The following is a 20,750-nucleotide window of genomic DNA, read 5'->3' on the forward strand; positions in this document are numbered from 1 at the left end:
CCGGCGCCAAGCTTAGAAGACAGCGTCGTTCGGCACGCCGGCGTCGATCGGGATTGCTTGGCGGTTGCCCGTTGCCACGGATGCCTGGCCAATATCGGCCGTCACGATGACCGGGGTCTTAGACGGGACACGATCGTACAGATCGATAATGTCCTGGTTCATGAAGCGAACGCAGCCGGACGAGACCGACTTGCCGATAGACCTCCATTCCGGCGAACCGTGAAGGCGGTAGAGCGTGTCCACATTCCCCTGGAAGAGATACAGGGCACGCGCACCAAGCGGGTTCTTCAAGCCGCCGGGCATGCCGCCATTGTCGGCGCTATACGGCTTCAATTCCGGCTGACGGGCTATCATTTCATCCGGCGGCGTCCATTTGGGCCACTTCTGCTTCCACTGGACCACGGCGTCGCCGGACCATTCGAAACCGGCACGGCCTAGGCCGACGCCGTAACGGATCGCCTGCCCGCCCGGGCGCACCAGATAGAGATGATGCCCCGTCGTGTCGACGACGATGGTGCCGGGCTGCTGGCCCGTCGGATCGGGAACGATCTGGCGCAGGTACTGCGGATCGATCTTCTCGAAGGGTATGGCTGGAAGGTCGAAGCCGCCATCGCTGACAGCGGCGTACATGGTCGCATAATCCGGCAGCGGTGGTTCGACATAGACCGGTGGCGGTGGTGCGACCGGCGCCGGACCGGTGGTGGCGCATGCTGAAACCGCAATCGAGGCGGCGCCCAATGCCGCGGCATTGAGAAAGCCGCGGCGGCTGAGGCGAATAGTTTCGATTTCGGTTGTGGACATGGCTGCCTTCTTTAGGTCGCAAATCGCAACAAAGCGTGAATTCGCGGACCGCTGTTGTCGGTGCTGAGAACACTTGGGGCGATAGGCGGTTCCGATTCGGACCTGAACGTGAGCAAAGAAAGGCGAACCTGTGACTGCCCGGCCACTGTGGCAGCGATGCCACATCTGAGTTAGCCGCCGAATACGAGCGCGTCGAGCGATGGAAGGATCAGGGAAGGGGGGAAATCCCGATACTCCTCGGGCTGGTTGGACCGGTTGATCCAGACGGTGCGAAACCCGAACTTGGTGGCTCCCGCGATGTCCCAGCGGTTGGAGGACTGGAATGACACAGCGGCAGGATAGAGGCGCCAGCCGGTGGCGACCATGTCGTAGACCGATGGGTCGGTCTTGAAGCGCCGCACCATGTCGACCGAATAGATATCGTCCAGAACCTGATCGAGCGCGGCGGACTTCACCGCTGCCTCTAGCATCTCGGGTGATCCGTTGGACAGGATGGCCAGTCTGGCCCCGGATGCCTTCAGTGCTTTAAGAACCGCAGGCACTTCCGGATAACAGTCCAGCCGCCAATACGCGTCCAGCAATGTCGCCTTGAGGCTGGGATCGGCGCTTGGCACCTTGCGGAAGGCGAAATCCAGCGCCTGCTCGGTCAACTGCCAGAAATCCGCATAGGCGCCCATCAGCGTGCGCACCCAGGAATATTCCAGCTGCTTGGCGCGCCAGGTTTCGGACAGCAGCTGGCCGTCCGGCCCAATCTTGTCGGCGTGGCGGCGCACGGCCGCATGCACGTCGAACAGCGTGCCATAAGCGTCGAAAACATAGGCGGCATATTGCATGGCGCTGTTTTGAGGCGAGGCGGCGCAAGGTGCAAGCCTTGATTGCATCGCGTGCCGCGGCTGGCCCCAACAAAAGTCCCTCATGCCGGTTGACGGCGCCCGCCAAAGCATCTTCCAATGGCAGCCAAACGAGAACGACCGGACGGGACAAAGCGATGACACTGGCGACTGCGGCGCAATCCGCGACATGGACTTTCGTCGATGGTGATTGGCACGAGGGCAATGTCGCCATTCTGGGACCGCGCAGCCATGCCATGTGGCTTGGCACCAGCGTCTTCGATGGCGCCCGTTGGTTCGAAAATGTGGCGCCCGACCTTGAACTTCATGCTGCCAGAGTAAACGCCTCGGCGATAGCGCTTGGCCTGAAGCCGTCGATGACCGTCGACAAGATCATCGGCCTGACCTGGGATGGCCTGAAGAAATTCGATGGCAAGACAGCCGTCTACATCCGGCCGATGTACTGGGCCGAGCATGGCGGCTACATGGGGGTGCCTGCCGATCCCGCATCGACCCGTTTCTGCCTCTGCCTTTACGAATCACCGATGATCTCTCCAACCGGCTTTTCGGTGACCGTGTCGCCCTTCCGGCGGCCGACCATCGAGACCATGCCGACCAATGCCAAGGCCGGCTGCCTTTACCCCAACAACGGCCGTGCCATTCTCGAAGCCAAGATGCGCGGCTTCGATAATGCGTTGGTGCTGGACATGCTGGGCAATGTCGCCGAAACCGGCACCTCCAACATCTTTCTGGTCAAGGACGGCCATGTTCTGACGCCGGCTCCCAACGGCACATTCCTGTCCGGCATCACCCGCTCGCGCACCATGACGCTGCTTGGCGACTATGGGTTCAAGACGACGGAGAAGACGCTGTCGGTGCGGGATTTCCTGGAAGCCGATGAGATCTTTTCGACTGGCAACCACTCCAAGGTGGTGCCTGTCACCCGCATCGAGGATCGCAACCTGCAACCCGGCCCCGTGGCCAAGAAGGCGCGCGAACTCTATTGGGATTGGGCGCATTCGACTTCCGCCGCTTGACCGGGTAAAAGACAGTCGACGCTCCATCCCGGAGTTGTCCCAACCCATTCCAGACCTATCTTAGTCCGGTATCGACCGGATTTTCCACGAGGGAGTACGTCCATGGCTTTTGAATTGCCCGCTCTGCCTTATGACTATGAGGCGCTGCAGCCCTATATGTCGAAAGAGACGCTGGAATATCACCACGACAAGCATCACAAGGCCTATGTCGACAACGGCAACAAGCTCGCCGCCGAGGCCGGTATGGGCGATCTGTCGGTCGAAGAGGTGGTCAAGCAGTCCTTCGGCAAGAATGCGGGGCTCTTCAATAACGCCGCCCAGCATTACAACCACATCCATTTCTGGAAGTGGATGAAGAAAGGCGGCGGCGGCAACAAGCTTCCAGGCGACCTGCAGAAGGCGTTCGACAGCGATCTCGGCGGTTACGACAAGTTCAAGGCTGACTTCATCGCCGCCGGCACCACCCAGTTCGGGTCAGGCTGGGCCTGGGTTTCCGTCAAGGATGGCAAGCTGGCCATCTCGAAGACGCCGAACGGCGAGAACCCGCTCGTGCACGGTGCATCGCCGATCCTCGGCGTCGATGTCTGGGAACATTCTTATTACATCGACTATCGCAACGCCCGTCCGAAATATCTCGAGGCTTTCGTCGACAGCCTGATCAACTGGGATCACGTACTGGAATTGTATGAAAAGGCGAAGGCCTGATCGATCTCTAGAAAGCCCCGGCATCCCCGGGGCTTTTCTTTTGGCGCCGAAGCGCCGCTCGAAAAAAAGTCGGATGACGAGGAATATTCGGCCGTTCCCGGCCGTTAACGTCGTGTCCCGAAATGCCTTCATGATGGAGCCAATTGAATGAGAAAGCTTGTTATCGCCATCTCTATGCTCGCACTCGCGGCCTCGGCCGCTTTTGCGGACCCGGTCGCCGATCGGCAGGCTCAGATGAAGGAACGTGGAAAGATCGTCGGCAGCCTGTCGAAGATCGTCAAGGGCGAACAGCCCTACGATGCCGCGTCCGTGCTGGAGCAACTCCAGGCACTGCAGGCCAATGCCGAGAAGTTTGATGTCGACGCATTGTTTCCGGCCGGCAGCGACAAGGGGGATACCACCGCTTCGCCCAAGATCTGGCAGGACATGGCTGGCTTCAAGGCAGCCGAGGACAAATATCTCGCCGACGTGAAGGCTGCCGTCGCCGCCGCACCCGCCGATGTCGATTCGCTGAAGACGCAATTTGGAGCCATCGCGTCCAATTGCGGCACCTGCCACCAAGCCTATCGGGTGAAGAAGGGCTGATAGGCGACAATGCCCTGGCTGCGCAAACTCGTCGGCGCCCTCGTCGTCCTGGGCGGCGTCGGTGCTGCGGCCGGTTGGGTCCTTTCGGCGCCGGTGAGGCTTGACAGCAAGGCCGTCGCCAGGCTCGGGCCCGGCGATGCGGCCAGGGGCAAGCGCATCTTCTACGCCGGCGGTTGCACCTCCTGCCACGCCAAGCCGGGCTCACAGGGCGAAGCGCGGCTTCAACTTGTGGGCGGGCTCGAACTCAAGACGCCGTTCGGCACCTTCATTCCGCCCAACATCTCGCAGGATCCCACGGACGGCATCGGCGCATGGTCCGTAGAGGATCTCGCAAATGCAATGTTGAAGGGTGTGTCGCCATCAGGCGAACATTTCTACCCGGCATTTCCATATACGTCTTATGCCCGCATGAAGCCGGAAGATATTGCCGACCTCTATGCATTCCTGAAGACGCTGCCGGCGGCGGCGGGCAAGGCTCCCGGCAATTCGCTGGCCTTTCCCTTCAACATCAGGCGCGGCATCGGCCTGTGGAAACTGCTCTATCTCAGCGACCAACCGGTCATTGCCTTGAGCGCGGACACGCCAGATCCGGTAACGGCGGGGCGTTACCTTGTGGAAGGCCCAGGCCATTGCGGCGAATGCCACACGCCCCGCGACCCGGCCGGCGGCACCAGGCGGGGTGAGTGGCTCGCCGGCGCAGTCGCCGCCGAAGGAAGCGGCGTCGTCCCCAACATCACATCGGGTGACGGCGGGATCGGCGACTGGTCGCAAGCCGATATCGCCAATTACCTCGAAACCGGCTTTACACCGGATTTCGATTCCGTCGGCGGCGCGATGGTCGACGTACAGCGCAACATCGCCGAGTTGAGACCCGAAGACCGCGCCGCAATCGCAGCGTACCTCAAGGCGGTGCCGCCCCATGCGAACGGCTATCCCGCGCGCCAGAACACGGCGAACTAGGGCATTCCAGGAGAACGGTGAAAAGGTTCCCCTGGGAACGGCTCAGAAGGAGTTAACAGTTCGCCGTCGTTCCACGAACGGTGAATTGCTCTAGAACGGACCGATCTCAGCTGTCGGATGGCAGGTGGCGGTCGCCCAGGAAATCGAAACCCGTCTCGAAGAAGTGGTTGTAGTTGCAGGTCAGCTCTTCGCCTGGCGCTATGTCGCGCAACGCGAAAGTCTCCTCGGGCAAGGAGACGTCGCAGTTCGGCTCGTCGGCATGGTTCATGTAGCGCGCATCGTCGGCTTCGAAGACAATGTAGTTGGGATCGCGCCGGTCGGGGTATGCATAGCGGTCAAGATAGCTTTTCACTGGCCCCGTTGTACCCTCATAGATATCGACTTCGATGATCCGGTCGAACCGCGGATCCAGTTTCCAGACCAGCGTCCCGCGCGAAATGGGGTTCTTGGCGAAGACGCCGATACCTTGAATGGGCGATTTGTCGAGATAGGTGTCGACGAGCAGCATGGCGGACCCTGGCAAACTGAAACTGGCTATAGCGGCTGTGAAAGCAGAACATTTGGGTAGCGTGAGGACATCGCGATTGCGAGCGGAAAATCAGCTCTCAAATCGCGATGTCACCGCAAAACAGCGTAACGAGTTGGCAACGCCTCGGGTGCTTGGCAAGACTTCGCACCGTATGGCGCTATAGGCTCACGGAAGATCGGCCTTGCCGGTCACCTTGAGGGCGAAGGCGTAGGTGTAGGCGATTTCTTCCAGCCGTGAAAAGCGGCCGGAGGCGCCGGCATGACCCGAGTCCATGTTGATCTTGAACAGCACCGGATTGTCGCTGCGCTTGCGTTCGCGCAACCGCGCGACCCATTTGGCCGGTTCCCAGTAGGTGACACGTGGATCGGTGAGACCAGCGAGCGCCAGGATCGGCGGATAGTCGAGCGCGGCGACGTTGTCGTAAGGCGAGTAGGCGGCGATGGTGCGGTAATCGGCCTCGGAGGCGATCGGGTTGCCCCATTCCGGCCACTCCGGCGGCGTCAGCGGCAGGCTGGCGTCGAGCATGGTGGTGAGCACGTCGACGAACGGAACCTCGGCGATGATGCCGCCGAAGAGCTCCGGCGCCATGTTGGCGATCGCGCCCATCAGCATGCCGCCGGCAGAGCCGCCTTGCGCCACGATCCGCTCGTGCGACGTGTAGCGTTCCGCGACCAGATGTCGTGCGACGGCGATGAAATCGGTGAAGGTGTTCATCTTGTTTTGCCGCTTGCCGTCATCATACCAGCCATAGCCCTTGTCCTTGCCGCCGCGCACATGGGCAATGGCAAAGACGATGCCACGGTCGACCAGCGAGAACCAGTTGGTGTTGAATGCTGCTGGGATGGTGATGCCGTAAGAGCCATAGCCATAGAGCAGCAATGGCGCTGATCCATCCAGCGGCGTATCGCGATGGTGCAGCAGCGAGATCGGCACCAGTTCGCCATCGTCGGCAGGCGCCATCAGCCGTCTGGTGACATACTGGTCCGGATCATGGCCGGTCGGGACCTCCTGGGTCTTGAGCAGCACTCGCTCGCGGGTGCGCATGTTGTAGTCGAACACCTGAGCCGGGGTCGTCATCGACGAGTAGGAGAAGCGCATGATCTCGGTATCGTACTCGTAGGAACCCGACAGGCCGAGCGAGAACGCCTCTTCGTCCAGAGAGAGAAGATGCTCCTCGCCGCTCTTGCGGTCGTGAACCACGATGCGTGGCAGACCTTCCCTGCGTTCGAGCCGCACAATGTGATCCTTGAATCCGATCACCGAAAGGATGAGCCGGCCCGGCTCGTGCGCCACCAGTTCCCGCCAGTTGGCGCGCACCGGGTCAGCCGCCGGCGCCGTCATGATCTTGAAATCCTTGGCGCCGTCGGCATTCGTCAGGATGAAGAAGATGTCTCCGCCTTCTTCAAGGTCATATTGCAGCCCGATCTCGCGCGGCGCGATCAGTTTCGGTTCGGCGAATGGATCGCTGGCGTTCAACACACGGTATTCCGAGGTCTCGTGATCGTTGATGCCGATCATGATCCATTGATTGCCGCGCGTGCCTTCGACATCCATGAAGAAGCCGTGGTCCGTCTCTTCATAGATCAACCGGTCGCTGTCCTGATCTTGGCCAAGCGCATGAAACAGAACCTTGGATGGCCGGTGGTTGGCGTCGAGCCGCGTATAGAAGAAGCCGTCATTGCTGGCATTCCAGACGCCCGAACCACCGGTGTCGGGGATATGGTCCGCCAGGTCGTTGCCGTCGGCAAGGTTGCGCACGCGAAGCTTGTAGAATTCGGATCCCTTGTCATCGAAGGCCCAAAGCAGCTTGCCGTGGTCGGGCGAGTGATCGACGCCGCCGAGACGGAAATAGGCCTTGCCCTCGGCCTCGGCGTCGCCGTCGAGCAGGATCGTCTCGCCGCCCCCATCCCGCGGCGTGCGAAAATAGCGCGGCTGCTCGCCGCCTAGCTTGAAGGATGAACCATAGGCATAGGGACCATCCTTCATCGGTACGGACGAGTCGTCTTCCTTGATACGGCCCTTCATTTCCTTGAAAAGACGCGTCCGCAGTTCGGCCGTGTCGGCCATCAACTTCAACTGATAAGCGTTCTCGGCCTCCAATTGGGCGCGGATGCTGGGATCGAGCAGCGATGGGTCACGGAACACCTCCTGCCAGTTGTCCGCCCTTAGCCAGGCATAATCGTCGAAGCGGGTGATGCCGTGATGCGTGTCGGTGGACGGGCGTTTCTCGGGGGTTGGCGGGCTGACGGTAGGAAATGCGGAATTCTTGGTCATCTTGGGAAACTCTGGCTTCTATCGCGCAGTCTCATGGGACCGTATTCGCCGCTTGGCAAGTGGCCCATATGTCGTTGGCCGAGGCACCCGAGGCGAGCTTGTCACCGCTGCGCGCCGCCTCAGCGGCAACCTGCGGTTTCGCAGACGCGTGTGAACAACCAAGAATGTCAGCGTGATAATCAAGCAAAATCAAGCAATGAAGAACGCTCCGTGAGTTATCTCTCATGTAACAGGCAACTGACCTGGCATTGGAACATGCCGCTCTTGCGTGCCAAATATCTGAAATTCCAGAATGCACGAAAGATTGAAGCTGAATCGGGAATAATTGATCAGCGTAACCAAATATAGCGAAGAGCGAGAATTGACTTACTTGGAAGGCAGGCTATTGATGTGCCCGCTGCCCGAATCGTGGAAGCTCTCGCTGCGCAAAACGTATGCAATGCCCCGACTGTAAAAAAGGGGCGCGAATCAAATAACTCTTGTTGGGGCCTTCAGACCATGGATATCGCCGAAACACCTTCCAGAAACAGCGACGCATTGATTGAGTTGACAGCCGATGTGGTGGCCGCCTACGTCAGCAACAATCCCGTGCCGGTCGGCGAATTGCCGAACCTGATCGCCGATGTTCACGCCGCTCTCGGGCGCGTGGGTGGTGCCGCCGAACAGCCAGTCGTCGACAAGCAAAAGCCTGCGGTCAACCCGAAGCGCTCGGTTCACGACGACTACATTGTCTGCCTTGAAGATGGCAAGAAATTCAAGTCGCTTAAGCGCCATCTGATGACCCACTACGATCTCACGCCTGATCAGTATCGTGAAAAGTGGAACCTGGACCCGACTTATCCGATGGTCGCTCCGAACTATGCCGCCGCCCGGTCGCAGCTCGCCAAGACGATGGGCCTCGGCCGTAAGCGCAAGGCGCGGTAATCGCAGCCTCCGGCTTGGCATCGATGCAGCGGCGCCTTCGGGCGCCGTTTGATTTTGGGTGGACGGTGGATCAGGCGCTCTGCCTGTGTGCCGCATCGGCATCGCGCTTGACGCGCTTGACCATGGACCGAAGACCGTTGGCACGCTGCGGCGAAAGGTGCTCATCGAGGCCAAGCTCTCTCAATGTCGCTTCCGCGTCGATCTTCTGGATCTCGCTGGCCGTCTTTCCGGAAAACAGCGCCAGCATGATCGCGACAAGGCCGCGCACGATATGGGCATCCGAATCGCCCTTGAAGGTGATGACGGGATCGGGTCCCGGCCCTTGCTCGGTAGTCAGCCAGACCTGACTGACGCAGCCGGGCACCTTGTTGGCGGCATTGCGCTCTTGCTCCGGGAACGGCGGCAGCGCTTCACCGAGTTCGATGACATAGCGGTAACGGTCTTCCCAATCCTCCAGGAGGGAGAAGTCGTCGCGGATCGTCTGGATCGAGCTCGTCATGACCGGGATATAGTCTTGCGGCGGTGCCGCGTCACGGAAAAAGCACGGACACCGCAGGCGTCGAGAGCACCACCCTCGGCATGACCCAAACTAACCGGCCATCCGGGCGGGACTCTGGATTGTTAGTCGCGCGCCGGCAAATTGACGGTCTCGGGCAAGACGATTTCTTCCGGCACGCTGGCGGTCGTCGTCGATATGTCCAGGCCGGCTGCGGACTTGTCGTCCAGCATCGCCGCCGCGATCTTGGCGGTCTCCCTGGCGCGCACGGTTATGGTGTGCATGGCAGACTTGCCGGTTTCGCAGACCTCGGGTTTGCGCTCGCAAATGCCGGCGATATCGCCGACGGCTTCGCGTGCCGCAAACAGCGCCTGGATCGGCCCGACGCTTTCCTGGCCCGGTTCCTCGGAACCGACACCAAGCGGCAGCGCCAGCAGCACCAAGGAAAACCAGAAAGCCATCCTTATCAGAAAGAACATGCTTTGCCTCTCATCGTGACCGGTCATGCGTTATAAGGCATGACCTCCTTATTGGCACGACAATCCCATATAGACGCCAAAGACGGCTTGCGGGCAAAGGAAGAATTTTCTTCAAATCTGAGGCAAATTCGAAACGAAGTGTTCACAATCGCTTTGATGCAAATTCGCATGGCTATATTTACCATTCAGACACCATGCATCTGATTGTTCTGTAACGGTATTCCGGCAAGACGCGAGCAACTGGTGTCGACCCGGTCCAGTGCGCCGACCGTGGCCATGGATAACTCTCCGTTTACTATGGCGGCATTTGCCTGGGTTTTGCGACACCGGCATCCCGATATTCGCCGCAGCCCGGGCCTTGGTCGGCCCTGCCTTATCCATTCCTTAAACGCTGGATGCGAGTTTCAGGGTTAACCAGAATGATCTGCAAAGCAGAGCTGTCCCGACGAGTGCGAGTGCGTTGAGTTGAGTTCGATCAAGGCCAGATACGTTGAGTTGCCCGGCGCGATGGCCGCCGGTTGCGAACGTATGGTCCACCCATCCATACTCGGCCGGAGCGAGCGCGAGGGTCAGGGCCGTTTCATCGGTGTGATGCTGGCCGCTCCCTTCTTTGCCGCGGGCGCCGCCGTCACGCTTGTCACCTCGGGCATGGGCGCCGCGGTCACCATGGCCGCGATCTTCGCGACCTTTGGTCTGTGCTGGTTCATCGCCTTGCTGGTGGCCGCGACCGGCAAGATGGCGATCGCCGGTCGAGTGGCGCTTGCGGTGGCGGCCATTGCCCTGGGCTGCCTCATCGCCGTCGCGGGCGGCCCGAATTCACCTGTCGCAATGCTCGCCCTGGCGCTGCCATTCGAAGCCTGGTGGATCGGCGCTTCGCGGCGCGCCGCGCTCTGGGGTGGTTTGGCCGCCGTTGCCGCCATCCTGGTCCAGACCTTGGCCGGACCCATGTTGCCGGCTGCAGGGGTGCAGATCGCCGCATGGCATTGGCTCGTGCCACTGGCCTGGGCATTGACGTCGATGCCGCGCATTTCGGCATTTCGCGATCATGACGGTGCGGCCAATCCGACGGATATGTCCGTGCGGCTGGAGGACATCATCGATGCGGTCGTCATGCGGGTCGCCCGTCATGGGGAGGTGCTCGACGCTTCCGCCAAGGCTCGCGCGATCCTGAAGTTGCCTCCGGAACTGCTTTGTGGAAACGGCCTCTTCGACCGCGTCCATCTCGCGGACCGGGTCTCCTATCTCAGCGCATTGGCGGACATACGTGACGGCGCGCTCTCGCGCCGGCTCGAGCTGCGCGTCAGGCTGCCCCAGAACGGTAATGGCGTGACGGCTGACAATTATCGCCCGTTCTCGCTCGAGATGCTTCGCGCTGAAGGCGAGACCGAAGCCTTCACACTCCTGCTGCGCGAGAATGACGAAATTGCCGGGCTGCGCGAGGACCTTGCCAAGGCCAAAGAAGCGGCTGCGTCCGCCGAAGTGGCCAAAGGGCGCTTCCTGGCAGTGGTGAGCCACGAGCTGCGCACACCGCTAAATGCCATTATCGGCTTCTCGGACATGTTGCTGCATGAGATGTTCGGGGGCTTCAAGGATCCGCGCCAGAAGGAGTATGTCGGCTTGGTACGGGATTCGGGGCATCATCTGCTTGCCGTCGTGACTTCGATCTTGGACGTGTCCAGGATCGAATCAGGCGTCTATGCGACCGAGCCTGAGCCCTTCCGCTTCTCCGAGGCGGTCGATATGTGCCAGTCGATCATGCGGCTGCAGGCGCAGGCGAAGAACATCGAACTGAAGGCGCTGATCGCCCCGGACGCGGGCGAAATCAACGCCGACCGGCGAGCCGTGCAGCAGATGCTCATCAACCTGCTGTCAAATGCGATCAAGTTCACGCCGGACGGTGGCCAGGTCGTCATTGGCGCCAAGCGGATCGGCTCGCGTCTGCATTTCTGGGTCGAGGACACCGGCATCGGCATTGCCGAGGAAGATTTCGCCAATCTGGGCAAGCCGTTCACGCAGATCCAGAATGACTACACCCGCAAATTCGAGGGAACCGGTCTGGGGCTTTCCCTGGTGAAAGGCCTCGTCGCGCTGCACGACGGCACGATGTCCATCGAAAGCATGCCGGGCGAGGGCACCACGGTGACCATCAGCCTGCCGGTGAACGGACCGAAGGGACGCTCTGCGGACAATGGCGGGGTGCTGACGATGCCGGTGGCCATGGGGAAAGGGGACAGAAATGGCTCGCTCCGCAAAACAGCCTAAGAAGGTCAAGCGCCGGAGCAATCCATTTCAGGGTGGTGCAGTCGCCGTCGGCGGCATGATTTCGCGCAATCCTGTCCTGGTGGGCGGGTCGACGGCATTCCTGGTGACGCTGTTCTACGTGTCGGCGAACGCGCTGTGGTATCAGCCCTTCCCGCATGCCGGCGCGTTCTTCGCGACGCGGACCATGGAAGGCTTTCCGCACGCCGCGGCGGAGGAACCGGAGACGACGTTCAACATCGTGCGCCCAGCCGGAGCCCCCGCTCCCATCAAGGGCGACCCGGTGGTCGAGCAGGTGCAAGGCATATTGAAGGACCTGGATTTCTATTCCGGAACGGTCGACGGCATTTCCGGACCTAACACGCGCAAGGCCATCCAGGCGTATCAGCAGAAGGTGGGGATCAACGCCTCCGGCGAGATCGACGCCCTATTGCTGGATCAACTGGGCGCAATACCGAAAACCGCGTCCGTCGTGCCCAGGCCGCAACCACGTCCGGATGCGAGCGCCGCTCTCCCGGTGTCCCTGCAGACCACTTCCGGGCAGACTGCTTCGGCCCAAACCGATGCCCCGACGCAGGGGCCTGATCCGCGCATCGTCAAGATCCAGGCGGGGCTGAAGGCGTTTGGCAATGAGGATATGCGGTTGGACGGCGTCGTCGGCGCGCGCACCAAGGCGGCTATCAAGGAGTTCCAGTCCTTGTTCGGACTGCCGCAGACCGGCGAGCCCGACGAAATCGTCTACGTCAAGATGCGCGAGATCGGCCTGACCAATTAGAGCAATCCGCATCAAGCAAACTGTTGGAGCGTTCGCCGTTCCCGTGAAGCGGTGAATTGCGCCAACAGGCTGGAACGATGCTCGCCGAGCGGCCGAAATCCGGCTAGAGAACCCGAAGGTTTTCCGGAGTTCCCTCGATGCGCGTTACCTCCGATCTGTGGGTCTCGGCCCTGTTGCGCCGGGTTTTCAGCGCCGGTGGGTTTGCCGCCGTGGTCAAACGCGGTGCGACGGAAGCCGGCGCCGTGTTCGTGCTGGCGCGATCCAGGTCAGGACAAATCTCCCTGTTCGGCCCGGCACCGCAGACGAGCTATGATTCGGCGAAACCCGATGATCGCTTCTTCAGCCTGCTCGGCGCCGGCAACGATCCCGCCGCGCTGGACGCGCGGCTGGAGAGGGAAAAGAAGTTCGATTCCGACATATGGGTGGTTGAGATCGAGGCCGGCGCCGTCCCTGTCGAAGATCTTATTTCCGTGAAGACACCCTGAGGCCGGAAGACGCCATCGGGTCATCGCTGTTCGATGCCGCGTGTGTGACGCCGTTGGCGGGCTTGGCGCTGCGAATTGCCCTCGAAAGGGTTTCCGCTTTCCAGAGCCGCACCTTGTCCTTGGCCGCCTCGCGATGCAGCAGGCGATAGCGGTCGAGGAAGGCGCGGATGGCTTGTGGATGCGGGAACTGCCCGGGATAGATGGCAGCCGTGATCAGGAATGCCCGGTCTTCGCTCAGGTCGAGCGCGCGCAACGCGGCAAGCAGCGAAGCATAGTTCCGATTGGCGGTAAGCGATTGGGCGACCGAGAAATCGATGTCGAGCGCGTCGGCCAGCGCCGTCTGGAAGAAGGCCGCATTCCCGGTGAGCGCGGTCTCACGCAATTTGACAAAGGCATCGGCGGCGACAAAGGTAGTGGTGCTGGTTGCCTCGCATTCTGCCCGCATCATCGACCGCAGCCTGCGTCGTGCATTCTCGGCCCCAGCGCCGGGCTCATGCTGTGTCTCGGAGACGTTGAATGTCGTTTGCGTGCTCATCGGCGCGGTCGTCTCAACTGCGGTGGCGTTCATGTTCGAATCCGGTGCCCGCGCGAGATGCGGCTTTTCCAGCGCCCTGACCAAATGAGCGATGGTCGGGTTCAAATCCTTGCGGCGCGCAATGGCGCGCGCATGGGGCAAGCCATGCCGCCCGATCAGTGCGATGAGATCGATGTCGCTGACGGCGCGAGAGCGGATGAGCAAGGGCGCGGCGATATCGACGGGTTCTTCGCAAAGCCTGCGCACCAGCGCGGCGGGCGCATATTCACATTCCGAAAGCGCGGCAGCGACGTAGCGCCGTGATTCGACGGATACGGCGTCGAACAGCGGCAGTGTCAGGTCTTCAAGCTGGCCGATCTCGCGGCGTGACGGCCGAGTGAGCGAACAGAAGGCCGACACCGCTGCGCGGAACAGCCTTTCAGCCTTTCCAGAGTCGGTTCGCACCGCGATTTGCCTGAAGTCGGAAGATGACACGAAGGATACGCCCGATACTCGACACAACCCTGACCACGCTTGACCGGGACCGTCCCTGCTTCGCGACGGCCCGGCCGAAACTTTTCGGCCTGGGAACAAAGATCAAGTTAGCGACGATCCGTTAGCGCTCCGTTAACCCTCTGCCGTCCTTAATGATATTGGAGGCGTTGCGTTGTGCTCCGGTCAAACCGAGAGGAATGCGCGAATCATGGGTATGGTATTGTCTTTCGTGCCGCGGGCGGCACCAAGCAATCGCACAAAGCAAACCGCCGAGATTCCGGCGGCTGTGATCATCTTTCCCGGTATCCGCTACGAGCGGTGCCAGGCCGATGACAGGCGGCCGGCTGATCCTGACAAGCCGGGCTCGCCCCGGACTAAGCCTGTTCCGCATCACTGAGCCCGGCATTCGCGGACCGGCGCGCAGGGCGGCTGGCTAGAAGTCCTGCAGCGCGCAGGAGCTTTGCTCGAAAAAGCGCGATACGATCGGCTTCCAGCTGTCATCGGGTACGAAAGCGCGGATGACGAAGATGCCTTCTTCGATCGGCGCTTCGACAAAGATCGCGCCCTGAAGGTCCTCGGGAAGCTCCTTGCGCACGTCGATCATCTGAGCCGGCGTCAGCACGACGGCGTCCAGCACGCCCGTCGTCGCCGTGTGGTCGTTGAACGAGTAGATGTTGTGGCCGTTGCGGTCATAGACCGACACCGACCAGAAGGGGACGTGTCCCGGCGCCTTGACGCGGACCATCCCCTCGCCGAGGTCGAACCGGCAGGCCGTGGCATAAAACAGCGGGTCGACGGATTTCACCACGGGCGCCCCTCCGGCCTCGGCATCGAGCCGCGTCATCCTGTAGAGGTCTGAGGCCATCGACAGCCGCGACCACGCATCACGTTCGGAAAATTGCGGCACCAGCAGCAGCACGGCGATGTGCACGATTCCGGCGCCGAGCAGCCCGAGCAGGACGGCATGCAGCAGCCCGCGCATGGCCGGGTAAAGCCTACGCATCGCAACCGGCCTTGATGATGCTGGGCAGCGAAACGTCCGACAGGCCTGTGCTGCTGGCGATAGGCGTATCGTAGAAAGTCAGCACGAAATACATCCTGCCGGCACCGTCCGTCAGCAGCCAGTTGCCCGGCATCGGGTGACGGCTGGCGGAGATGACCACCGTATTATCGGCTTGGCGCACCACCCCATAGGACTGCAACGCGGCCAGCCTGGGCTTGCCGGTTTCGACCACGCCGAGCGATTGGTCGGCGGCGTAAAGCGTCCAGAACCGTGCGGTTGGGAATCCGCCCTCGATCCTGTAGGTGCATTCGCGCCGCAGCTCGGCGCCGCCCTCGTCGCGCTCTGCCACGAAGGACAATCCTTCCGCGCGGCCGAGCGCGAGCACGCCCTCGCGCGCTACCCGCGCTTTCGAATAGGGGTCGGCGGACGATGTGCCGATGTCGGGAAAGGCCGTCCACTGGCCGATCCGGATGGCGCCGACGCCATCCTGGACTTTCAGCGCATACCAGACGCTGCCGCCACCACCGCCGATGGCTATGACAAGCGTGAGCAGCGTCAGGAAGGCGTTCTTGAGCATGAAGGGCCGGCACGAGGAAATTTGCCGCCCGGGGATATCGCGGCGGGGGCCCTTGTGGCAAGCGGACCCGTATGAATTGCTTGTCCCGGCCGGCGCTAAAGCGCCGACAGCGTCTCCGGGGGCGGCGGAGATACGAGCGGGGGCGCCGACTGGAACAGCCTGGTCATCTCTCTCAAGATCGCCGTCGTCCGGCTGGACAGCACCGGCGGCCGTTGGGCAGCCGCATCCGCAGCCGCCTGTTCCTCGGTCCTCTTTTGCGCCTCCTCGGCCTTTGCCGCGATCTGTTCGTCGACGAAGGGCTTTTCGATGCCGGGGATGGGCTTGAGGTCGATGTTCTGGTGCGCGTAGACCATCAGACGCTGCCACACCATGGCCGGCAGCGTCCCGCCCGTCATGTTCTTGGTCGGCGTGAAGTCGTCATTGCCGAGCCACACCGCCGCCGTATAGTTGCCGGTGAAGCCGACAAACCATGCGTCACGGTAGGATTGCGTCGTGCCAGTTTTGCCGGCGACGACGATGTCGGGGATCTGTGCCCGCCGGCCTGTCCCCATCACCGGCACCGCCGCCAACATGGTGTTCATGGATTTGAGCGCCTGCTCGGACAGGACGCGGTGCGGCGGCGGCGCATCCTTGGCGAAGTCGTAGACCACCTCGCCGGTGCGAGTGACGAGCTGGGTGATGCCGTGGCGTGAACCGACGAAGCCGTCCTGGGCGAACACGCTGTAGCCTGTCGCCTGGTCCATCACTGTCATCCCGGCTGTGCCCAGCACCATCGTTTTGTGCCCCTCGAGCGGCGTTTCCACGCCGAACGATTCCGCCAGCGCCTTGATCGGCCCGATGCCGAGGTGATCCTTGGCGAGCCGCACCGGCACGGTGTTGATCGACTTGGCCATCGCCATGATCAGCGTGATGTTGCCGGCCGACTCGCCCGAATAATTATGGGGTGACCAGTTGCCCCAGCTGATCGGCCCGCCGGAGATCACGGAGGTGGGCTTGAAACCATGCTCCATCGCCGTCGCATAGACATAGGGCTTGAAGGACGAACCCGTCTGGCGGATCGCCTTGGTGGCGCGGTTGAACTGGCTGGCGCCATAGTCGCGCCCCCCGACGATGGCGCGCACTGCGCCGTTGGTTTCGATCACGACAACGGCGCCTTCGGTGACGCGGTACTCCTTGCCGAACTGGCGCAGGTGGAATTCGACGGATTCTTCCGCGGCCTTCTGGATGTTGGGGTCAAAGGTGGTGTGGGCAACCAGCGAGTGCTGGCCCGGCTTGGCGATCTTCTTGACCTCGTCGAACGCCCAGTCGAGGTAATAGTCCGGGCTTTTCTGTTCGCCGCGATCAACGACGTCGGCCGGATGCAGCCGCGCCTGAAGCACCTGGCCCTCGGTCATGAAGCCGGCATCGACAAGATTGGACAACACCACATTGGCGCGCGCGCGCGCGGCCGGCAGATTAATATGCGGCGCATATTTGGTCGGCGCCTTGAACAGCCCGGCCAGCATCGCCGCCTCAGCGAGGTTCAGGTCCTTGACGCTCTTGCCGAAATAGAAATCGGCGGCCGCCTCAATGCCGAATGTCCCGCCGCCCATATAGGCGCGGTCGAGATAGAGCTGCAGGATTTCCTTCTTCGACAGGTTGGCTTCGAGCCATAGCGACAGGAAGGCTTCCTTGATCTTGCGCTCGAAAGTGCGCTCATTGGTGAGGAACAGGTTCTTCGCCAGCTGCTGGGTGATGCTCGACCCGCCCTGGACCACGGAATTGGCCCGAACATTCTCGAAGATCGCGCGCGACAGTCCCAGCACGTCGATGCCGTAGTGATCGAAGAAGCGGCGATCCTCGGTGGCGAGCACCGCCTTGATGACCTGGTCTGGCATCTCGTCGACCGGTACGGAGTCGCGCTGGATGATGCCGCGCTGGCCTATTTCATTGCCGTAGCGGTCGAGGAAGGTGACGGCGAAATCGCCCTGGGCCCGCCAGTCCCCCATCGTGTCCTGGAAAGCGGGGATGGCCAGCGCCAGCATCACCACGACGCCGCCGGCGCCCAGTGTAAACCCTTCGCTCAGCACTTCGATGATGGCGCGGCGCCAGCCGGTGACGCGGAAGCGCCGAAAGAAGATTGTCGCGGCTTCCCAGAACTGGCGCGCCCTGAATCCGATCTCGTATAGCGAAGAATCGATCCAAGCGTCGAGCGCCAGCGCCCAGGCGGCGATCGGACCTCTTCTCTTGCGCGGTTCAGGACTGACCATTCGGAAATCCGGCTAGGCGATCAGACAACCTGAGAACCGCAAACCGGCAATTTCAGGGCGATGCGCCGCCGGAGACTTCTCCTCCATTTTTTCAATGCTCACAAGGGCGGCAAGGACACAGCCCCAGGCTTTGTTGCCGAGGGAGGGGGGCCTTAAGCCGGCTCGCGCCTCAGCGCCTGCGCCATGCAGTGGATGCCGCCGCCGGTCTTCGAGATCTCGCTCATGTCGACGGCCGCCACTTCGAAGCCGCGCGCCTTAAGCTGGCCGATCAGGGTCTGGCTGGAGGTCGGCGCGATAACCCGGTCCTTTCCGAGCGACATGAAGTTGCAGCCGAGCGCCATCGTGTCCTGGAAGGGCACGTCGATGATCTCGTGGCCCTTGCCCTTCAGCCAGTCGACGATGCCCGGCTCCGTGCAGGCGAGACAGACGGCGGTGAGCTTTTCGGCGATTGGCACCACCATCAGGTCGATATGGACATAATATTCGTCGATGAAGGCGAGGCGCGTTTCCCAGCCTTCCTTGTCGAACCAGGCCTGCACCTGGCGGGCGCCTTCTTCCTGCGTGCGGGCACCGCCGCAGCCGATCAGCACCACGCCTTCCTCGATGACATTGAAGTCACCGCCCTCGAACGTGCCGGCGGTGACCATGTCGTAGATCGGAATGCCGAGCTTCTCATAGGTGCGGATCGCCGCGTAGTTCTCACCGCGCCGCCACCAGTTGGCCATGGCGGTGATGAACGCGCCGTAGGGCGTCATGACGCTGGAATCGCGGGAATAGACCTGCATCGGCAGTTCCGGCGTTGGCTCGTGCCAATGGATCTTGACACCGAAATGCTCGTAGGCGGCGACCAAATCCTTGTGTTGCGCCTGCGCGATCTGGACGTTGCAGGGCGCCTCGCGCAGATGCTTGCGCGACAGCGAACTGGTCGACAGATGGCGCAGGAAATTGGGCGAGCCGAGCAACACGTCGGTCAGCACATCGGTTTCATTGGCAAAGCCCCAGGCGGTCAGCGGTTTGGTGCCGCCGGCCGGGTTGCGACGCTGGAGCGAAAACGGCTCTGCAACGATGCGGTCATGCACGGTCATCGGTTCTCTCCTCGTGATCTCGGATCAGGCTCATGCGGTATGGGTCTTCGGTATCCACCAGTCGCGTCCACGCGCGGTGGTGACATATTCGGGCCAGCGGAAATGGATCGGCGCTTCGTAGTCGCATAGCGGCGCGATCCAGTTCGATCCGCCAATGCCGCCGCCGGTGCGCTCGACGAATTCTTCCATCGCCGTCTCGCGCGCCGCTTTGTCTTCCAGCAACCGCAACGCGGTGAGCGCGATTGTCCTCGAGGCACAATCGACCATCGGGTCGATCGTGGCGGAAATGCCGCCGAGCGCATTCATCACCCAGGACGGCCACGCGTGCCCACCCGAGGCGCGCAGGGCAGGGCGGGCGACATAGAACCGTGCCGTCGGCGTGTGCCAGGACATGTCGGTATAATCGTCGGAAGTCGAATTGACCTGCGAAGGGGGCAGGTCGCGGCGCAGGATCGCCTCGGCGTCCCGAGGCGCGATCAGCCGCTCAATCTCGTCGATGAAAGGCTCGTCCGTCGCGGTCCCGCCCGCATTAATTTGGATCTCGCGCGCCACCGCTTTCGCCGCGTCATCCCAGCGCGGCGGTCCGACCGTTGACAGCGCTTCGAAGGCCATTTCCGCCATGGCATGGTTGGCCAGGCCCGGGCGCGACTTCGATACCCAGTGCCGCTCGAAGCGGCAGCCGCTCATGGCGGCGGCGGCCTCGGCGTTGCGGTCTAGCATGGCGGTGACCTGCTCGGCCATCGCAAGCGTCGGCACGCGGATCATGTACTGGATCTCGGCCAGCCCCGCCGGCAGATTGTCCGCGGTCGCCTGTCCGGCAGTGAGGATCGCTTCGCTGATCGACCAGCCGCCCTGGTGGGGCAGCATCGAATCGCGCAGCGCCTTCGAGGCCATGTACATCATCGACAGCGCATCGTTCGCCCCGGGCGCCCTGACCGCGGAATGCGCCTGCGGGATCGGCGCGCCATCGCCCTTGCGGATCCAGTTTTCTGGTTCGTCGCAGATGAAGCGATAGATCATCGCGTAGGCGGCGCCGCAATGCGTGTCCCAGCGCGCCGTATTGCAAAGCGGCAGCATGTAGAAGGGATGGAATGAGATCATGCCGGCAAGGCCGTCATAATAGCCTTTTGCCGCATGAATGGGCTTGGACCCGCGCACCTTCTCCGCCGGCTCGCCGGTGAAGCGCAACGTGCCACCGATGCCGTGATGCTGCATCGCCGCCTTGGTCGCCAGCAGGCCGCCGAGGCTGGCAATCCCCAGCCCCGAATGCGGATCTGTATGGCCGCCCGCATGCTCACCGAGCCCAGGCCGTGGACTCCTGACGGTGGCGGCGTCCTGGCAATTGCCGGGGACGGCGTCGTATTCGGCGTACATGCCGATGGTTGGTCCCGCGCCGTTGCTCCAATGCGCGCAGAACGCGGTCGGCATGCCGCCCGAACCTTCCTCGACCGAGAAGCCTTCCTGCTTCAGCAGCTTCACATACCACGCTGCTGATTGATATTCGCGCCAGGCCGTCTCGCCGAAATCGAAGATCGTTCGCGTCCATGCCGACAGCGACGATCGGATGTCGTCCAGATGGGCAAGCGCGGTGGCCTGGGCCGAGGTGGTCGCCGGTTTTTCCATTGCACGAGAAGAAAGCAGTGAAGCGCATCGTCAAAAAGTGATATGTTTTCCCGGCTCATGCAAAT

The 20,750-nt window shown here is 62.0% G+C and carries 20 protein-coding genes; 8 read left to right on the top strand and 12 right to left on the bottom strand.

The window, feature by feature from the left end; all coding sequences use genetic code 11:
• Positions 1-12: 12 nt before the first annotated feature.
• Positions 13-801: a L,D-transpeptidase gene (locus LB513_RS03425; RefSeq protein ID WP_224662060.1), complete on the bottom strand. Its 789-nt coding sequence runs from the start codon at positions 799-801 to the stop codon at positions 13-15.
• A gap of 170 nt (positions 802-971) precedes the next feature.
• Positions 972-1,634: a haloacid dehalogenase type II gene (locus tag LB513_RS03430; protein WP_224662061.1), complete on the bottom strand. Its 663-nt coding sequence runs from the start codon at positions 1,632-1,634 to the stop codon at positions 972-974.
• Between the two features lie 155 nt (positions 1,635-1,789).
• On the opposite strand from LB513_RS03430, the gene LB513_RS03435 reads away from it, so the two are divergent.
• The 4 genes from LB513_RS03435 to LB513_RS03450 all read left to right on the top strand — a co-directional run bounded on the left by LB513_RS03435 (position 1,790) and on the right by LB513_RS03450 (position 4,918).
• The gene (locus LB513_RS03435; protein WP_224662062.1) at positions 1,790-2,668 is read left to right on the top strand and encodes a branched-chain amino acid aminotransferase; all 879 of its coding nucleotides are present in this window, start codon (positions 1,790-1,792) and stop codon (positions 2,666-2,668) included.
• Positions 2,669-2,770: 102 nt separating this feature from the next.
• Positions 2,771-3,373 carry a superoxide dismutase gene (locus tag LB513_RS03440; RefSeq protein WP_224662063.1) on the top strand — a complete coding sequence of 201 codons (603 nt, stop codon included), beginning with the start codon at positions 2,771-2,773 and terminating at the stop codon, positions 3,371-3,373.
• A 147-nt stretch (positions 3,374-3,520) separates the two neighbouring features.
• Positions 3,521-3,958, top strand: a complete 438-nt coding sequence (locus LB513_RS03445; protein WP_224662064.1) for a c-type cytochrome — start codon at positions 3,521-3,523, stop codon at positions 3,956-3,958.
• 9 nt (positions 3,959-3,967) lie between these two features.
• Positions 3,968-4,918 carry a cytochrome c gene (locus tag LB513_RS03450; protein WP_224662065.1) on the top strand — a complete coding sequence of 317 codons (951 nt, stop codon included), beginning with the start codon at positions 3,968-3,970 and terminating at the stop codon, positions 4,916-4,918.
• A gap of 106 nt (positions 4,919-5,024) precedes the next feature.
• Here LB513_RS03450 and LB513_RS03455 read toward each other — a convergent pair whose 3' ends face one another.
• Both LB513_RS03455 and LB513_RS03460 read right to left on the bottom strand, forming a co-directional pair.
• Positions 5,025-5,426 carry an SET domain-containing protein gene (locus LB513_RS03455; RefSeq protein WP_224662066.1) on the bottom strand — a complete coding sequence of 134 codons (402 nt, stop codon included), beginning with the start codon at positions 5,424-5,426 and terminating at the stop codon, positions 5,025-5,027.
• A 186-nt stretch (positions 5,427-5,612) separates the two neighbouring features.
• Positions 5,613-7,721, bottom strand: coding sequence for a S9 family peptidase (locus LB513_RS03460; RefSeq protein WP_224662067.1), 2,109 nt, complete (start codon positions 7,719-7,721; stop codon positions 5,613-5,615).
• 498 nt (positions 7,722-8,219) lie between these two features.
• On the opposite strand from LB513_RS03460, the gene LB513_RS03465 reads away from it, so the two are divergent.
• Positions 8,220-8,645 (top strand): MucR family transcriptional regulator, encoded by a 426-nt coding sequence (locus LB513_RS03465; protein WP_224662068.1) that lies wholly within the window; start codon positions 8,220-8,222, stop codon positions 8,643-8,645.
• A 70-nt stretch (positions 8,646-8,715) separates the two neighbouring features.
• Here the strand turns inward: LB513_RS03465 and LB513_RS03470 are convergent, their stop codons facing one another.
• Positions 8,716-9,144 carry a SufE family protein gene (locus LB513_RS03470; RefSeq protein ID WP_224662069.1) on the bottom strand — a complete coding sequence of 143 codons (429 nt, stop codon included), beginning with the start codon at positions 9,142-9,144 and terminating at the stop codon, positions 8,716-8,718.
• A 122-nt stretch (positions 9,145-9,266) separates the two neighbouring features.
• On the bottom strand, positions 9,267-9,620 hold the full coding sequence (locus LB513_RS03475; protein WP_224662070.1) for a DUF5330 domain-containing protein: 354 nt from the start codon (positions 9,618-9,620) through the stop codon (positions 9,267-9,269).
• Positions 9,621-10,148: 528 nt separating this feature from the next.
• Between LB513_RS03475 and LB513_RS03480 the strand changes: the two genes are divergently transcribed.
• The 3 genes from LB513_RS03480 (at position 10,149) to LB513_RS03490 (ending at position 13,139) form a co-directional block, all read left to right on the top strand.
• The gene (locus LB513_RS03480; protein ID WP_224662071.1) at positions 10,149-11,882 is read left to right on the top strand and encodes a PAS domain-containing sensor histidine kinase; all 1,734 of its coding nucleotides are present in this window, start codon (positions 10,149-10,151) and stop codon (positions 11,880-11,882) included.
• Entirely contained in the window at positions 11,857-12,654 is a 798-nt protein-coding gene (locus LB513_RS03485) for a peptidoglycan-binding protein (RefSeq protein ID WP_224662072.1), read from the top strand. Before LB513_RS03480 ends, LB513_RS03485 begins: the two co-directional genes overlap by 26 nt.
• Positions 12,655-12,791: 137 nt before the next feature.
• Complete coding sequence (locus LB513_RS03490) at positions 12,792-13,139, top strand: DUF1491 family protein (protein ID WP_224662073.1); 348 nt, start codon at positions 12,792-12,794, stop codon at positions 13,137-13,139.
• Here LB513_RS03490 and LB513_RS03495 read toward each other — a convergent pair.
• From LB513_RS03495 to LB513_RS03520, 6 genes are all read right to left on the bottom strand, one after another.
• The gene (locus LB513_RS03495; protein ID WP_224662074.1) at positions 13,117-14,148 is read right to left on the bottom strand and encodes a hypothetical protein; all 1,032 of its coding nucleotides are present in this window, start codon (positions 14,146-14,148) and stop codon (positions 13,117-13,119) included. The genes LB513_RS03490 and LB513_RS03495 overlap by 23 nt on opposite strands.
• Positions 14,149-14,581: 433 nt before the next feature.
• Positions 14,582-15,151 carry a DUF1254 domain-containing protein gene (locus tag LB513_RS03500; RefSeq protein WP_224662075.1) on the bottom strand — a complete coding sequence of 190 codons (570 nt, stop codon included), beginning with the start codon at positions 15,149-15,151 and terminating at the stop codon, positions 14,582-14,584.
• Complete coding sequence (locus tag LB513_RS03505) at positions 15,144-15,728, bottom strand: DUF1214 domain-containing protein (RefSeq protein WP_224662076.1); 585 nt, start codon at positions 15,726-15,728, stop codon at positions 15,144-15,146. The genes LB513_RS03500 and LB513_RS03505 overlap by 8 nt, the downstream gene beginning before the upstream one ends.
• Before the next feature lie 95 nt (positions 15,729-15,823).
• On the bottom strand, positions 15,824-17,977 hold the full coding sequence (locus LB513_RS03510) for a transglycosylase domain-containing protein (protein WP_224662077.1): 2,154 nt from the start codon (positions 17,975-17,977) through the stop codon (positions 15,824-15,826).
• A 152-nt stretch (positions 17,978-18,129) separates the two neighbouring features.
• Positions 18,130-19,062, bottom strand: coding sequence for a dimethylarginine dimethylaminohydrolase family protein (locus LB513_RS03515; protein WP_224662078.1), 933 nt, complete (start codon positions 19,060-19,062; stop codon positions 18,130-18,132).
• Between the two features lie 30 nt (positions 19,063-19,092).
• Positions 19,093-20,685: an amidohydrolase gene (locus LB513_RS03520; protein WP_224662079.1), complete on the bottom strand. Its 1,593-nt coding sequence runs from the start codon at positions 20,683-20,685 to the stop codon at positions 19,093-19,095.
• Positions 20,686-20,750: the final 65 nt, after the last annotated feature.

Source organism: Mesorhizobium sp. ES1-1 (genome assembly GCF_020164785.1).
In the GTDB taxonomy this organism is placed as follows: Bacteria; Pseudomonadota; Alphaproteobacteria; order Rhizobiales; family Rhizobiaceae; genus Mesorhizobium.